Genomic DNA, 15,442 nt, shown 5'->3' on the forward strand with positions numbered 1-15,442 from the left:
GCTGGCGAACATGTCGCACGATGGGCACATGAGCCTCAACGTGGAGCACCTCCCGACGCGCACCCTCCCCGCCGTGAAGCCGCTCCGGCTGCTCGACAACGCCGGCCACGCGGTCTCCGGCCAGGCGACCGGAGGGTTCTCCCTGCCCGATCTCGAGACGCTCCTCGACCTCTACCGCAAGATGGTCGTCGCCCGCCGGTTCGACGTGCAGGTGACGGCGCTCACGAAGCAGGGACGGCTCGCGACCTACCCGTCCGCCTACGGCCAGGAGGCGTGCGAGATCGGCGCCGTCGCATCGCTCGACCCGGCCGACTGGCTGTTCCCGACCTACCGCGACAGCATCGCCCTCCTCACCCGGGGGATCGCTCCCGGCGAGATCCTCCAGTCGTTCCGCGGCGACTGGCACAACGGGTACGACCAGCACGCCTACCGCACCGCGGCGCAGGCCACCCCCCTCGCCACCCAGGCGCTCCACGCCGTCGGGCTCGCGCACGCCGCACGCCTCCGTCACGACCCGATCGTCGCGCTCACCTTCCTCGGCGACGGCGCGACGAGCGAGGGCGATGCGCACGAGGCGTTCAACTTCGCCGCGGTCTGGCAGACCCCGACGGTCTTCATCGTCCAGAACAACCAGTTCGCGATCAGCGTGCCGCTCGCACGGCAGACGCACGCGGCGACCCTCGCCGACAAGGCCGTCGGCTACGGCATGCCCGGCTTCCACGTCGACGGCAACGACATCGCGGCGATGTACGCCGTCACCACGGCGGCGGTCGAGCGGGCGCGGGCAGGCGGCGGCCCGACCCTCATCGAGGGCCTCACCTATCGGATCGAGTCGCATACGAACTCCGACGACCCGACGCGCTACCGCTCGGCTCGCGACGTCGAGCACTGGAAGCGGCGCGACCCGATCGAGCGGCTCGAGAAGTACCTCGTCTCCGAGGGCGCGCTCACCGAGAGCCTCCGGGCCGAGATCACGGATGCCGCCGAGGAGCTCGCCGCCGCCACCCGGGAGGTCATGACCGTCGAAGCCGACCTCGACCCGCTCGAGCTCTTCGACCACGTGTACTCGCGCCCCCGCGCCTCGCTCGCCGAGCAGCGAGCCTTCCTCGAGGCCGAACTGGCCGCGACCGCCCAGGAGACCGCCCGATGACCGCCACCGTCGCCGCGGACGCCCGCACCGAGGCATCCCCCACCGAACTGACCATGGCGGGCGCGCTCAACGCCGCCCTGCGCGACGCGATGGCCGCCGACGACCGCGTCATCGTCTACGGCGAGGACGTCGGCCCGCTCGGCGGCGTGTTCCGCGTGACCGACGGACTGCAGGCCGAGTTCGGCGAAGACCGCATCTGGGACTCCCCGTTGGCCGAGTCGGGGATCATCGGAACGGCGGTCGGCATGGCGATGTACGGCATGCGCCCCGTCGTCGAGATGCAGTTCGACGCCTTCAGCTACCCCGCGTTCGAGCAGATGGTCTCCCACGTCGCGAAGATGCGCAACCGCACCAAGGGCCGGGTCACCCTGCCGATGGTCGTGCGCATCCCGTGCGCCGGGGCGATCGGCGGCGTCGAGCACCACTCCGACTCCTCCGAGTCGTACTGGGCCTCGACGCCCGGCCTCACGGTCGTCATGCCCTCGAACCCGGCCGATGCGTACTCGATGCTGCGCGAGGCGATCGACAGCGACGATCCCGTCGTCTTCATGGAGCCGAAGAGCCGGTACTGGGCGAAGGCCCCGCTCGCGCTGCCCGTCACGACGGCGCCGATGGACCGCGCCGTGGTCGTCCGCGAGGGCACCGACGTCACGCTGCTCGCCTACGGGCCGACCGTGCGCACGGCGCTCGAGGCGGCCGACGCGGCGGTCGACGAGGGACTCTCGATCGAGGTGGTCGACCTGCGCAGCCTCTCACCCTTCGACGACGAGACCGTGAGCGCGTCGGTGCGCAAGACGTCGCGCGCGGCGGTCATCCACGAGGCCGCGCAGTTCGGCGGGTACGGCGCCGAGGTCGCCGCGCGTGTGACCGAGCGCAATTTCCACCACCTCGCGGCGCCGATCCTGCGGATCGCCGGATTCGACATCCCCTACCCGTCGCCGAAGCTCGAGGAGCACCACCTGCCGACGGCCGACCGCGTGCTCGCCGCGCTCGACACCTGGGAGTGGGACGCATGACCCGCGAGTTCATCCTGCCCGACCTCGGCGAGGGCCTGACCGAGGCCGAGATCGTCGCCTGGCTCGTCGCCCCCGGCGACGAGGTCGCGATCGACCAGCCCGTCGTCGAGCTCGAGTCGGCGAAGTCGGTCGTGCAACTGCCGACCCCCTTCGCCGGCGTCGTCGAGTCGCTCGGCGGCCAGGTCGGCGAGACCCTGCATGCGGGCGCGGTGCTGCTGACGCTCGGCGTCGCAGCCGATGCACCGCCCGCGGATGCCTCGGGCGGGACGCCCTCGTCGAGCGAGAGGGCGGTTCCGGCCGCTCCGGTCGCCGCCGAACCCGGCGTCGCAGCGCCGACCGAGGTCGCGACCGAGGAGTCGGGCGCCGTGCTCATCGGCTACGGCACCCGGACGAGCAACGTCACGAAGCGCGCAGCCTCGGCGCCCGCGCGGTTCGGGCGTCGGCGCACCGGCGGCGGTGCGGGCGGCGGCACGGTCGCCGGCTCCCCGGCGAGCCGGCCGGCGCTGCTCGACGCGGCACGTCGCTCTCCCGTGGTGTCGCCCATCGTGCGGCGCCTCGCACGCCAGCACGGTTTCGATGCGAGTCGGCTGACCGGCACCGGGCCCGACCACCTCGTGATGCGGCGCGATGTCGAGGCGTTCATCGACCAGCAAGGGGCGCAGCGCGCGGGCGCCCCGACCGCGGAAGCCGCCCTCATCGAGGCATCCACGCCGTCGCCCGCCCCCGCCGCCGCCCCGCCGGCCGCGGCGGCCGCCGGCGACGAGCGACTGCCCCTCGACCGCGTCGCCCGTGCCGCCGCCGCGCACTTCTCACGCTCGCGGCGCGAGATCCCCGAGGCGACCGTGTGGATGGACGTCGACGCGACCGCGCTCGTCGAGGCGCGGCGCCGCCTGAGCGAGGCGACGGGCGAACGGTTCGGCACCACGGCGATCATCGCCCGCTTCGTGGTCGCCGGCTTGCGCCGCCATCCGCGGCTCAACTCGAGCTACGACGCCGAGCGCGGCGAACTCGTGGTGCACGGCGCCGTCAACCTGGGGCTCGCCGCGCAGACTCCGCGCGGGCTCATGGTCCCGGTCGTGCACGGCGCCGAGCGCATGAACCTGCGCGAGCTCCGCGACGCGATCGGCGTGCAGACCGAGGCGGCGTCGACCGGTGCGTTCGCGCCCGACGCGCTCACCGGCGGAACCTTCACGTTCAACAACTACGGCACGCTCGGGGTCGACGGTTCGGCCGCGATCATCAACCATCCCGAGGCGGCGATGCTCGGCATCGGTCGGCTCGTCGAACGCCCCTGGGTCGTCGACGGGGCGCTCGCGGTGCGAACGGTCACCGAGCTCACGCTCTCGTTCGATCACCGCGTGTGCGACGGGGCCGAGGCCGCGGCGTTCCTCACGTTCGTGGCCCGCTGCATCGAGAACCCGGTCTCCGTGCTCGCCGAACTCTGAGCCGGTCGTTCGAGCCGATCGAGCTCGGGTCAGAAGAACTCGTCGGGGGTTCCCGCGGCGCGCTCGACGTCGCGGGTCTCGACGCCTGCGGCGCGAAGCTTCGCGACGGACACTCGAAGTCCCGACTCCATCTGGGCGGCCCACGCATCGGACTCGCGCGCACTCGTCTCCGCCGCCCGGGCACGGGCCTCGGCCGCTTCGGCGGCGTCGCGCGCGTCGCGCACCTGCCGGAGCGCGAGCGAGATGCCGTAGTAGGCCGCGACCATCGTCGCGATGGGCGCCGCCACGATCGCGAGGGCGCTGATGGCGCCCGCCGACGGGCCGAAGGCCAGGACGAGCGCGAAGGAGATGAACAGCACGACGACGGCCACGAGCACGACGAGCATGAAGCGCAGGTCGCGACCCCAGGGCCGGGCCTCGTGCGTGGGAGCGGGCGGGGTCAGGACCTCGTCGTCAGCGGGCTCGGGCGCCGGTGCGAAATCGGGCACCGTCGGCTGCTCGTCGCGGCTCGGACGGGCGTACACGTCAGACATTCGGACTCCGCTCCTGAGTACAGGTCGACTGTTCGGGTGGACCCCCCCAATTGTGGGCCGCCCCCGTCGGAGGGTCAAGGAACCGCGCCGGGTGCGCGCGGATGCCTCAGGCCGCGCGGCGCTCCTCGAGGCCGCGCTCGATCGTCTCGATGATCGCCGGGTCGTCGGGCTCGGTCGTCGGCCGGAAGCGGTGCACCTCGCCGTCGGGCATGATCACGAACTTCTCGAAGTTCCACTTCACCCGGCCGGCCTTGCCGCGGGCATCCGGCACCTTCGTCAACGCTTCGTACAGCGGATGACGATGACGGCCGTTGACCTTCGTCTTCTCCATGAGCGGGAAGCTCACGCCGTAGGTCATCGAGCAGAACTCCTTGATGTCGTCGGCGCCGCCCGGCTCCTGGCCGGCGAACTGGTTGCACGGGAAGCCGATGACCGTGAACCCCCGGTCGCCGTACTCCCGCTGCAGGGCCTCGAGCTTCTCGTACTGCGGCGTGAGCCCGCAGCGAGACGCGACGTTCACCACCATGACGACGTCGTCGGCGTGGTCGGCGAGCGTTGCGGGCTCGCCGTCGATGGTCGTGAGCGGGATGTCTCGGATCTGCACATCTCGAGCCTACGACGCCGGTGCCCGGCATGTGGGCGGCGACCGCTACGATCGCAACGCCCTACCGGAAGGACCCGACCCGATGCACCGCTCCCCGCCCGCCGTCCGCAGCACTCCCGACGGCGTCCGGCGATGATGGGCGTCAACCACGCGGTCAGCGGCGGGGCCGTGTGGATCGCGGTGACCGGAACGGTTCCGTACCTGTCGACCGGGGCGCTTCCGCTCGATCCCGTCGCCGTGCTCGCCGGGTCGGTCGTCTGCGCCGGGGCCGCGCTCCTGCCCGACGCCGACCACCACAGTGCGACCATCGCGCAGTCGGTGCCGCTGCTCGGACGGCTGACGGCGCGCACGGTCGAGGCGGTTTCGGGCGGGCATCGGCACGGCGCGCACTCCCTGCTCGGCGCGCTGCTCGTCACGATCGCCGCATGGGCGCTCACCTTCGCGACGCTCTCCACCGAGCGCCTCGGCACGGTCGCGCTCGGCGTCGGAGCCGGGATCGCGGCGCTCACGTGCTTCGCGGTGAAGGCGCGCGACCTCGTGCGCTCGTGGTTCACCGCGTGGGTGGCCGGCATCGCGCTCGCTGCAGTGCTGGTCGTCGTGGTCCCCGACGGGCTCGCCTGGTTCCCGCTGGCCGTCGCACTGGGCTTCATCGCACACCTCGCCGGCGATGCGCTCACGACGGGCGGACTGCCGGGGGTCCTGTGGCCGTGGATGCCGCGACCACCCTCGTTCGTGCGCTCGGTGCCGCTCGTGAACCGCGTCTGGCTGCCGAACGGGTTCGTCGCGCTGCCGCTTCTCGGTGACACGGGTTCGCTCCGCGAGAAGGCCTTCGGCGGCGTGCTGACGCTCTATTGCACGGTCGCCGTCATCGCCGAGGTGGCGATGGCCGCGGGCCTCGGCGGCGCGGTGCTGCCGTGAACACGGAAGGCCCCGGACGACCGGGCCTCGCGCGAGCGATTCGGGTGCTCGACCGTCGCTCCCCACCCGGTAGGGTTGCCTGACCGTGGTCGGCGGGCGACGCCGCCGCAGGTTGGAGATGGAGTCTCAGTGGAGTCGTTCGATTCGCCCCGTGATCAGTCGGCCGCGCACGTGCCCGTCGGCACGTCGTCGTACGCGGGGCCGCTTCCGCCGTACATGGTCGCCCCGGCGCCCACGGCTCCGCGACCGACCCTGGGCATCGTCGCCTTCGCCGGCGCGACCGCCCTGACGCTGCTCTCGCTCATCGTGGCGGTGCTCGCCGGCGCGTTCGCGGGGAGCACGGTCGACCCGTACACCACGATCGAGCAGGACTTCGCCGCACCGGTGAACACGACCGACGTCCAGCTCGGCATGATCGTGATCCTCCACGTGGTCTTCGGCACCGTCATCGGGGTGTGGGCGCTCGTGCAGGGCATCTTCGCCGTCGTGCTGAAGCGGGGCCGAGCCTTCGGTGTCGCGGCCATCGTCATCTCGGCGAGCGCCCCGGTGCTCTCGGCCATGGCGTACGTGATCACGTCGAGCATCCTGATCGCCGCGAGGATGTGAACCGGGCCGAACCCGACCGGGCATGGTCGTCCGATTCGTACGAGCGGACGACGCCCCCGTCCATCGCACGACCGGATCAGGCGCACCAGTCGGAGGAACCGCCGTTCTGCGAACGGACGACCGCGCCGGTCGCCACGTCGATGATGCTCGTCAGTCGCTCGGAGGGCGCTGGCGCGTTCGGGTAACCGTCCGACGCGACATCCCGGCCGGCCGTCTCGACGGCGAGCAACCGCCCGTTTGGTGACAGGCACGCGCTCACCACCCGACTGTCGTCCGGCGCCGAGTACAGCACGGCGGTGCCCGCGTCGTCCACGCGAGCGACGATCGAGTGCGTCTCGACCCCTCCGTCGGCCGACGCCGAGACGAGCAGCACGTCCAGCAGGTGCCGCCCCTCGGCGTCGAGCTGCAGCACCCGGCCGGCGTGCGCTCCATCGGGCAGATCGGCGACCGGGAGATCGTTCGATCGAGCCTCACCCGTGACGAGATCGATCAGGATGCCTCGGTCCGGATCCGCGACGACGAGATCGGCCGTTCCCGGGAGGAGACCACGGAGCTCCGCATGGGCACCGAGGGGGGCCGGCGGTGCGAGGCCGAGCGCATCGACGGTGAAGACCACGCCGTCGACGTCGCGCACGACGAGCCAGGTCGTGCCGGGGACGAATCGCCAATCGGCGACCTCGAGTGGAGCCCCGTCGAGCCCGACGACCGGCACGGGGGCGGCCGTGCTTCCCGAGACGTCGAGGGTGAAGAGTGCGTTGCGGAATCGGGGCAGGCCGCCGTCTTCGCGCGGCAGACCGGACATCCGGAACGCGATGAGCGGATTCGTCGTCGATCCCGCGATGTCGGCGACGACGCCGGGTTCGGGGAGGTCGAGCGGGATGACCGCGTCGCCGAGGCCGGCGATCAGCAGCGAGTTCGAGGCGTCGCGTTCGATCGCGACCCCGACGACGACGTTTCCGGCGTGGGCGAATGATTGCAGTCGCGGGGCCTCGATCACCTCGCGCGGGGTCGCGTCGCCGACCGTCGTCCGCCGCACCGCATCCGCTGCAGCGTCGCCGCCGCGCCGCACGAGCGTATAGATCGGCTCGTCGCTCGTCGAGAACCGGTAGTCGATACGGGTCGACCCGGGCTGGGCCGTGCCGACGACGCCGTCGACCTCCACGTGGATCTCCGTGTCGTACGGAAGCGGCCGCTCGAAGGAGATCACGAGCCGGTCTCCGTCGATCGCGACGTCGGCCGGTTCGTCGGGCGTGATCTTGACGTCGCCCTCCACGCGCGCGATCGGCTGGTTGAGGCGCAGGACGAGCCCCGTGTCCGCCGTACGCGTGGCTTGCTGCACGTCGATCGCGGCCTCGGTGAGTCGCGGCCCCTGCCAGACTCCCGCCATGCCGAGCACGAGCGACGCTCCCGCGAGCACACCGACGGTCGTGATGAGCCCTCGGCGGAACCGTGCCCTTCCGTCGGCCGCCCGGTCCCCGAGTTCGGGCGGAGCCGTGCCACCGTCAGTAGACATACGGCTCCCCAGGTTGCTCGGTCGGCTCGATCAGTTCAGGCCGCAGCACGAGCTCGCCCGCACCCCATGGGTCCGTCACGAAAACGCCGGACGCCTCCACCCAGTCGTCGACGGCGAATCGATCCTTCCAGCCGGGAACGTGCACGGGAACGCCGATCGGTTGCGCGTCGACCGCGCAGCAGGTGACGGTGAAGCGAGAGATGTAGAAGCCGTCGTCGGGGTCGCCCGGCATCGGCGAGACGAATCCGACGAGCTCGACGGGCTGCGATCCGAAGGATGCGGGGTCGTCGGTCTGCCGCAGGAGGAGCGCCCAGTCCTTCACCGTGAAGGTCGAGGGGTCGGCGCCCGCCAGGTCGGGCGCATCACCGGCGAGGTCGGCGCTCGTGCGATCGATGTCGCGCTGCACTGCGGTCTGGGCGGTCAACGTGGCGGGCGGGAAGACGAGGAGCGCGACGGCCGCGCCCAGCACGATCGTGATCGTGAGCGCGGAGCGGAGACGCCGACGTCGGGCCGAACCCGCGGCCGACGCAGCAATCGCATCGGAAGCGACCTCGTCGCCCGCGTGCTCGTCGGCGCTGCCGGAAGCGGAGTTCGTCGCGAGCGCGAGTGCCGCGAGCGCGACCGCACCACCCACCACCGCCATGACCGCGGTGAACACGAAGTAGCGCGGATGGATGTAGAGGCCGAGCCGGCCGGTGGCGGCGAGCCAGACGGTGGCCACGACTCCGACGAGCGTGAGCGCAATCCCCTTCCAGCGGGTGATGAGATCAGGCCGCAAGGTTGACCCCCAGCCCCAGTGCCAGGCATGCGAGTGCCACGATCGCCGTCAGTTGCGCGAGCGTTCGAGCCGTGAACGTGGTGCGCATGAGTGCGAGCATCTTGATGTCGATCATCGGACCGAACACGAGGAATGCGACGATCGCGCCCGGCATGAACGTCGATCCGAACGAGAGGACGAAGAACGCGTCGACGTTCGAGCAGATCGCGACGACGAACGCGAGGAGCATCAGGGCGAGCACGCTCAGCACCGGGTTCTGCCCGAGCGCGACGAGCAGGTCGCGGGACATCGCGACCTGGATGACGCCGGCGATCGCGGAACCGACGAAGAGCGCGGGCAGCATCGCCGAGGTCTCGTCGGCGAACATCCGGGCTGCGCGCCGAGGTCTGCCCGAGGCATCCTCGGGCGTGTGGGCGCACGTCGCCTGGAATCGCGGGGTGAGCAGCGACATCGGCTCGGGATGGCGGCTGAAGACCCAGCCGACGAGATTCGCGATGACGAAACCGCCGACCACCCTCCACACGAGGATGCCGTCGCTCCACCCGAATGCCTGGTAGGTCGTGATGATCGTCACCGGGTTCAGGATGGGCGCCGCGAGCAGGAACGTCATGGACTCCCCCACGGACAGCCCGCGCTGCATCAGGCCGCGCGCGAGCGGCACGTTGCCGCACTCGCAGACGGGCAGCAGCACGCCGAGGAGGGACACGATCGCACGCCGGGCGAACGGATTGCGCGGAAGGCGCCGGGTCAGGAAGTCGGCCGGCAGCCACAACTGGACCGCGATCGAGAGCAGGATGCCGAGGAACACGAACGGCAGGCTCTCGATGACGATGCTCGCCGACAGCGTGATCGCATCCTGAACCCCGTCCGACAGGAGGTCGCCGAGCTCTTCGGGAGCGAAGAGCCGCACCGAGGTGAGGGCGAGGACGGCGCCGACCCCGATCGCCAGACCGGCGCCCGCCCCCGCGCGTCGGCGGATGCCGGCGCTCCCAGCCCGAGTGAGGGCGTTTGCGGGAGCGACGGGCGGGCGAGACATCCGTTCAAGGTTACCGATGAATCGAGAACACTTCTCAATACGAGTCGGGCAATTTCGGGTTGCTCAGTCCGTTGCGGGCCGATCCGCTCGCCCGCCCGGCTCATCAAATCGGTACCAGTGCGGTGGCGAACGCCGTCGCGAGCGGGGCGAGAACGCTGAGTACCGTGATCGGGCGACGAAGGACCGACCGGTCGATGCCGAGGCGGGCGAGCAGCCGCTCGCGCGCCTCGGCCTGCGATTGGCTCGGAACGCCCGAGGCGGGCGGGGCGAGCGCTCGGTCCGCGAGTCGGATGCCGTCGTTCCGCCAGGCGACGATCAGCGGGACGAGCAGGGCGGCCAGGACGAGGGCGAAGAATCCGCCGTACGCAAGGACGTACCACGCGGGGAAGGACTCGTTGGTCGCGCTCCCGGAGGCGATCCGCACCGAGCGCATGACCGCGGTGTTGAGCACGAGCGTGGAGAGCAGGAGCCCCAGGGCCAATGCGGTGCGCTCGATCGCACGCCAGACCGAATCCATGGCCACGGCGGACTCGCGGATGTCACGCCCGTCGAGCACCCGCGGGTCGTACTCGTCGGACGCCGGAGGCGAGTGGATCGCGTCGATCGACTCGGCGGTCGCTCGCGACTGCTCGTGGCCGATCCAGATCAGCCAGATCCACGGCGCAGCCGCGGCCCACCCGAGCACCATCAGCAGAACGATGACGACGTACATTCCGTCGTCGGGAGCCCGATCGCCGGTACCGACCGGCGCCGCACCCTCACCACGAGTGACGAAGAGCAGCATGAGCGAGGCGGCGGCAGCGAGCAGCAGGTAGGACACGACGGCGGACACCCACCAGAGCAAGTCCTCCCGCCGCCACGCGGGTTGCGCCGGTCGCAACAGCGCGGCGTACCCGGCGATGCACACCGCACCCCAGATCACGAGAGAGATCGAGGCGGTCGCAGACCAGACCGCGTACCCGCTGCCGAGCGAGGATCCGATGCCCCACGACCAGCCGGCTGAACGAAACGCGAAGTAGACCAGGCCTGTCGCGACAACCGCGATGGCTCCGCGGATCGCGGGCCGGCTGAGGCGGGCGGTGAACCTGCGCATGTGACCCCCCTGAGCGGCGGACTCGCTCATGATCCCACGAGCATTGCCCGCAGCGCCAGATTCAAGCCTCGTTCCATCCGCTGGCGATAGGCGTCGGCTGCCGCACGAGCCTGCCGACGATCAGCAGGAGACATCACGGGGAACGTCGTCGCCTATCCCACTCGCGCAGCGTCCCGATCGATGACCTCGGTGATGGCGGCTTCCGATCGAGGCGAGCCATGCGGTCCGGTCGTCCGGATCGAGGTCGGAGCGCTGCAGCGTACGCGTGATCGCCCAGCGAGCCGGTCTTCCTCACGCTCGCGAACGTCTCTTCGGACAGCTGCAGGTGCTGCGCCAGTTCGGCGCTGAGGTCAACCCCAGCTCGTCGACGCTGAGGTAGTGGTCCCCCGGCTCGACGAACCGGGATGCCGGAACAGTGTGACGGTCGATGTGCTCATACTCCCCAGGAGTGCGCGTCACGCCGAGTTGCCTGCCCGCTCAGGACATCGCATGTGGATGCCTGTGGAAGCCAGTCATCGTTCTGAAGCGTGACCCAAAACAGCCTCGAACGCCACTTTTCGACCAGTTTCAACGAAAAAACCCCTGACAAATCTCACGATTCATCAGGGGTTCTTGGTGGATCTGAGGGGACTCGAACCCCTGACCCCCTGACAGTGCTGCATACGACTTGAGCGCACGTGTTTGGTTGTGGATACCAGTAATCATAAAGCAGCGCGGCTGTGCGGCCGATACTGAGACGCCGGTTGGTTGTGGTCAGATGGCGGTGTTTGGGGTTGAAAACGGGACCCAAAAAGGACTCGGTAACGACCATGCGTTTGTTCCCTCTCACGACATCACAAGATGTGACGCAGGGGTCAACATATATCCGACGTTCAGGGGTCAGTATTCACGCGTCGTCGACAACAGCTGCAGTGAGCAGTACCCCCAGTTCTGGGTAGGAGAAATCCTGCCACGCTAAGGCGCCCAGATGGCATATTCAAGGGACGCGATACGGACTTTCACCGCAGCGCTCACGGACGCCCCAAAGGAGTTTGCGCCTGCATGTCACCCGACCCGATCACCAACCGTGCACGCGAGTAAGGTCGGCGCCTCATGCGATGCTGTGCATATGGAGAATCTCGACGTCGTCGTCGAACACGCGCATCTCGTCACGCTCGCCAAGACACCCAAGGTGGCGCTGGCCGAGTTGGTCTGGAACGCGATCGATGCGGATGCCACGAATATCGCGCTGGATGTCGAGTTCGGCGCGCTCGGTGGCCCCGAGAAGATCACGGTTATCGATGACGGCGTTGGCATCGCACCGGACGACCGGAAGCAGACCTTCGGCGCTCTGGGGCACTCGTGGAAGCGCCTGACACAACAGAGTCCCGGTGGGCGCGCGCTCCATGGCGAACGCGGCGAAGGGCGTTGGGCCGCACTGGGCGTCGGCGATTCGGTGCGATGGACGAGCGTTGCGGACAGCACGGGCGACGGGCGAGTGCGATTCTCCATCTCAGCCAACAAGGCCGAACTCAAGCGATTCACGGTATCCGACCTGTCCCCTGCTCCCGATGCGCCCACTGGCGTCAGCGTGGAGATCGCTGCGCTTTCCCAACGTGGTGCCTCCTACGCGGAATCCGACGCGGTCGCGGAAGATCTCCTGACGACGTTTGCTCTGCAGATCGAGCAGTACGACCTGAACCTCTCCTGGCGAGGCCAGCACCTCAACGTCGAAGCGCTCAAGAAGGATCAGGTCGAAATCCCTCTGGCGGTGGAGGGCATCGACGATGAAATCGTGCTCACCGTAATCGAGTGGAAGTCGGCGGTGCAGCGTCACCTCTACCTCTGCGATGGGGCCGGCAACTCGCTCCACGACATGAAGCCAGGCATCCAGGCGCCGGGCTACCACTTCACCGGGTACGTCAAGTGGAGCGGGTTCGCCACGGATGTCAGCCTGCTGACACTCGAGGACAGCGCACCCGAACCCATCAAGTCCGTCCTCGACGCGGCGCGAGACGCACTTCGGAAGCACTTCTCGGAGAAAGAGGACGAACGGTCAGCCAAACTCATCAAGCAGTGGCGGGATGAGGACTCGTACCCGTTCCGGGAGCCGCCGAAGAACAAGGTGGAGGAGGCAGCCCGCGGCATCTTCGACATCGTTGCTGTAGCGGCGGCGCCAGTGGTTGAGAAGACGGACTTCTCCTCGCGGAAGCTGTCCCTGGAACTGCTGAAGAACGCCGTCGAGACGAGCCCGTCGAACGTCCGTCACATCCTTGAAGAGGTGCTCAACCTCACGCCGGAGCAGGCCGACGAACTGAGCGACCTCATCAAGAAGACGTCTCTCGGGGCGCTACTACGGGTCGGCAATCAGGTAGTCGGCCGGCTTGAGTTCCTCACCGGCCTCGAGGAGATTATCAACGACCGCGAGCTCAAGAAGCTGGTCACCGAGCGGCGCCAACTCCACCGAATCCTCGCCGAAGAGACCTGGGTCTTCCGTGAGGAGTACGCACTTACCGTCGACGACAACACGCTGCGTACAGCGCTCAGAGCCCACACCAAGTTGCTCGGCCGCGACGATCTCGCGCCGAGCGACTTGGAGGCACCGGTCACCGACGGCGACGGTCGGGTTGTGGTCGTCGACATGATGTTGAGCCGGGTCATCGAGCAGTCGCGCAATCACCGCGAACACATCGTGATCGAACTCAAGCGGCCGTCCGTTTCGATCGGCAAGGAGCAGCTCGACCAGATCGAGAACTACGCCCAGACTGTTGCCGCCGATACGCGGTTCGCGGCCGTGGACACCACCTGGGAGTTCTGGATTGTCGGCGACGAGATTGACCCGCGCATCAAGCACAAGTTCGGCCAGGGCAATCTGCCGGATGACGTGTACCAGGACTACTCGGAGAACGGACATCACGTAATCATTCGGGCCGTGACGTGGGCGCGGATCATCCAGGATGCGCGGCATCGCATGAAGTTTGTGAAGGACGCACTCGGGTACGACCCCACTTCTGAGGCGAGCATCGAGTATCTGCGCGAGCGGCACGGGAAGGTACTTCCGACCGTGCTGATGCCGACGCCCGTCCCAGCGCCGGACGATGGTGTGCCTCGCTCGGCCGCAGCAGAAGACGCTGCCCCGCGCACAGATGGGGTAAGCGTTCCAACGGCGCACTAATCGCTTCGGTTCTCACCAATCAATCTGCTTGGTCGGCATGCGAACACTGCGGTTGAGCGCCTCACGAGTCGGGTACTTCGCCAGCACCTGCTCGGGGACGGGCGTGTGCGGGACGGGGTCGTCACGCAGTCCGAGCGCCACTCCAAGCTCGGTGACGCGCGCGGCAGTCTCACGGGTGATGGGTTGCCTCGGCAGGTCGGCACGACGGCGACGGTTCGGCCACAACGAGACCAGGGTTCCGTTGGCTGCTCGCTTCACCGCGCGCACGACTTCACGGACGATTGTGGACAATTCGGGCTCGCTGACGATGACGACCACGAACAGGTGCCCGAGACCGCCGTACGAGAAGCAACGGACCGCCGTGGTGCTGAAACCATCGACGGTGATGGCGCTGTAGTTCCCGCCAGCATAGAGGTATCCCTCGTCGTTGTGACCCAGCAGAATGTGGACATCGTTGGGCGGTCGACGGAGTTCGTGGAACTCGGGGAAGCGCCGTGTCGGCAGGCCGTAGGCGTCGCGCTGCCCCCACATGCCAATCAGGGCTGCGCGGTACAGCGAGGCTGCCAGCGGCAGTACCTCAGGAGCCGCAATGTACATGCGACGCCGGAATGCAAGGTCGAGTGCGACCTGCTTTGCGGCGACGTCGAGCTCCCGCAACCAGCCGCTATTGCAGTCGCGACAGATGCCATCGAACTGCTTGTCGAACTGGCTGAGGTTCTCCACGCGGCTCCTGCTTTCGCCGCCGTAGTCGTGCCGCGCCGAGATCAGACTCGGGTGTCTCGGAAAGTACTCGCCCCAGTCTCGGGGAAGCCAATGTTCCTTACTGAATTTCACGCCGACGGCGCCGCAAAACGGACAGCGGCGCAGCTCTTGAGCGCTCGCGCGATTGCTCCTCGCTTCCACCCGTCAAGCCTTTGAAACGGCGCCACATTGCGGCCCGCGCGTGACGACACCTCGAGCACCCGCACGCGGGTCGCCACGCGGAGAATCCAAGAGCACGTAGCAATAGGGCCGAATCTCGGCCATCGCGACAGCAGTCTTGATTCCTTCGAGTCTGTCGCCCTCCGCCATCTCACCCGCGAGCCGTGAACTGTGAAAGAGGATGGCCGTTCGCAGAGCGGGCGCACGGTTTCCGGTCTTGCTTTCCTCTGTAACACGAGCAGACATCGAGCGGCCCTCGCGCAGCGCACGCACGTTGTCAGACCCCAGCGCTATGACTGACGTATGGAACTTGTCGACGGCCTTCCGCCGAGCGTCGCCACTATCGCCGAGTCTCTCGCGCGGTGGGCGAAGGGCTACAACAACCACCTGAAGTGGAACGAGAAGGCGAAGTTCAAGGCAGACCTCATGAACGCGCGCCGCCGCTGGCACGGCGTTTCTCCGGACGCGTTCGCCGCCAAGCTCCGCAAGGAAGGCATGCGCGGCGAGGACATCGCGGAACTCATCGAGTGGCTCAAGAAGGCACAGGCCGGGAAGCGACTGGTGCCACAACGCAGCTACCGCCAGCACACGTTTGGTCCGCTGGACCCGCCGGATAACCCGCCGCTGACGACCAGCCCCGACTGGCGCTGACGGGCAAGCCTTCGCGGCTCGTCG

Annotated in this window: 14 protein-coding genes; 7 read left to right on the forward strand and 7 right to left on the reverse strand. The window is 68.7% G+C overall.

Annotated features, from left to right (window positions below):
- The first annotated feature begins 28 nt into the window (after positions 1-28).
- The 3 genes from pdhA to AC3RJ7_RS18145 are packed head-to-tail and all read left to right on the forward strand — an operon-like array spanning position 29 to position 3,611.
- Positions 29-1,150: a pyruvate dehydrogenase (acetyl-transferring) E1 component subunit alpha gene (pdhA, locus tag AC3RJ7_RS18135; RefSeq protein ID WP_491457247.1), complete on the forward strand. Its 1,122-nt coding sequence runs from the start codon at positions 29-31 to the stop codon at positions 1,148-1,150.
- Positions 1,147-2,166, forward strand: a complete 1,020-nt coding sequence (locus tag AC3RJ7_RS18140; RefSeq protein ID WP_491457248.1) for an alpha-ketoacid dehydrogenase subunit beta — start codon at positions 1,147-1,149, stop codon at positions 2,164-2,166. The genes pdhA and AC3RJ7_RS18140 overlap by 4 nt, the downstream gene beginning before the upstream one ends.
- Complete coding sequence (locus AC3RJ7_RS18145) at positions 2,163-3,611, forward strand: dihydrolipoamide acetyltransferase family protein (RefSeq protein WP_491457249.1); 1,449 nt, start codon at positions 2,163-2,165, stop codon at positions 3,609-3,611. The genes AC3RJ7_RS18140 and AC3RJ7_RS18145 overlap by 4 nt, the downstream gene beginning before the upstream one ends.
- 29 nt (positions 3,612-3,640) lie before the next feature.
- Here the strand turns inward: AC3RJ7_RS18145 and AC3RJ7_RS18150 are convergent, their stop codons facing one another.
- Entirely contained in the window at positions 3,641-4,144 is a 504-nt protein-coding gene (locus AC3RJ7_RS18150; protein ID WP_491457250.1) for a hypothetical protein, read from the reverse strand.
- Between the two features lie 106 nt (positions 4,145-4,250).
- A complete protein-coding gene (locus AC3RJ7_RS18155; protein ID WP_491457251.1) occupies positions 4,251-4,748 on the reverse strand; it encodes a glutathione peroxidase in 498 nt (165 codons plus the stop codon).
- Positions 4,749-4,880: 132 nt separating this feature from the next.
- Here AC3RJ7_RS18155 and AC3RJ7_RS18160 point away from each other — a divergent pair, with 132 nt between their 5' ends.
- Together AC3RJ7_RS18160 and AC3RJ7_RS18165 are read left to right on the forward strand one after the other, a co-directional pair.
- On the forward strand, positions 4,881-5,666 hold the full coding sequence (locus tag AC3RJ7_RS18160; protein ID WP_491457252.1) for a metal-dependent hydrolase: 786 nt from the start codon (positions 4,881-4,883) through the stop codon (positions 5,664-5,666).
- 129 nt (positions 5,667-5,795) lie between these two features.
- Entirely contained in the window at positions 5,796-6,272 is a 477-nt protein-coding gene (locus AC3RJ7_RS18165) for a hypothetical protein (RefSeq protein ID WP_491457253.1), read from the forward strand.
- A gap of 76 nt (positions 6,273-6,348) precedes the next feature.
- Here AC3RJ7_RS18165 and AC3RJ7_RS18170 read toward each other — a convergent pair whose 3' ends face one another.
- The 4 genes from AC3RJ7_RS18170 to AC3RJ7_RS18185 all read right to left on the reverse strand — a co-directional run bounded on the left by AC3RJ7_RS18170 (position 6,349) and on the right by AC3RJ7_RS18185 (position 10,692).
- Complete coding sequence (locus AC3RJ7_RS18170; RefSeq protein ID WP_491457254.1) at positions 6,349-7,785, reverse strand: hypothetical protein; 1,437 nt, start codon at positions 7,783-7,785, stop codon at positions 6,349-6,351.
- Positions 7,775-8,506 (reverse strand): TIGR03943 family putative permease subunit, encoded by a 732-nt coding sequence (locus AC3RJ7_RS18175; protein WP_491457255.1) that lies wholly within the window; start codon positions 8,504-8,506, stop codon positions 7,775-7,777. Before AC3RJ7_RS18175 ends, AC3RJ7_RS18170 begins: the two co-directional genes overlap by 11 nt.
- A gap of 46 nt (positions 8,507-8,552) precedes the next feature.
- Positions 8,553-9,599 (reverse strand): permease, encoded by a 1,047-nt coding sequence (locus AC3RJ7_RS18180; RefSeq protein WP_491457256.1) that lies wholly within the window; start codon positions 9,597-9,599, stop codon positions 8,553-8,555.
- A gap of 103 nt (positions 9,600-9,702) precedes the next feature.
- Positions 9,703-10,692 carry a hypothetical protein gene (locus tag AC3RJ7_RS18185; RefSeq protein ID WP_491457257.1) on the reverse strand — a complete coding sequence of 330 codons (990 nt, stop codon included), beginning with the start codon at positions 10,690-10,692 and terminating at the stop codon, positions 9,703-9,705.
- Positions 10,693-11,800: 1,108 nt separating this feature from the next.
- Between AC3RJ7_RS18185 and AC3RJ7_RS18190 the strand changes: the two genes are divergently transcribed.
- Positions 11,801-13,846 carry an ATP-binding protein gene (locus AC3RJ7_RS18190; RefSeq protein WP_491457258.1) on the forward strand — a complete coding sequence of 682 codons (2,046 nt, stop codon included), beginning with the start codon at positions 11,801-11,803 and terminating at the stop codon, positions 13,844-13,846.
- A 12-nt stretch (positions 13,847-13,858) separates the two neighbouring features.
- On the opposite strand, the gene AC3RJ7_RS18195 is transcribed toward AC3RJ7_RS18190, so the two are convergent.
- A complete protein-coding gene (locus tag AC3RJ7_RS18195) occupies positions 13,859-14,569 on the reverse strand; it encodes a hypothetical protein (protein WP_491457259.1) in 711 nt (236 codons plus the stop codon).
- Between the two features lie 501 nt (positions 14,570-15,070).
- On the opposite strand from AC3RJ7_RS18195, the gene AC3RJ7_RS18200 reads away from it, so the two are divergent.
- On the forward strand, positions 15,071-15,418 hold the full coding sequence (locus tag AC3RJ7_RS18200) for a hypothetical protein (RefSeq protein ID WP_491457260.1): 348 nt from the start codon (positions 15,071-15,073) through the stop codon (positions 15,416-15,418).
- Positions 15,419-15,442 lie beyond the last annotated feature (24 nt).

Source organism: Agromyces solani, from assembly GCF_058349925.1.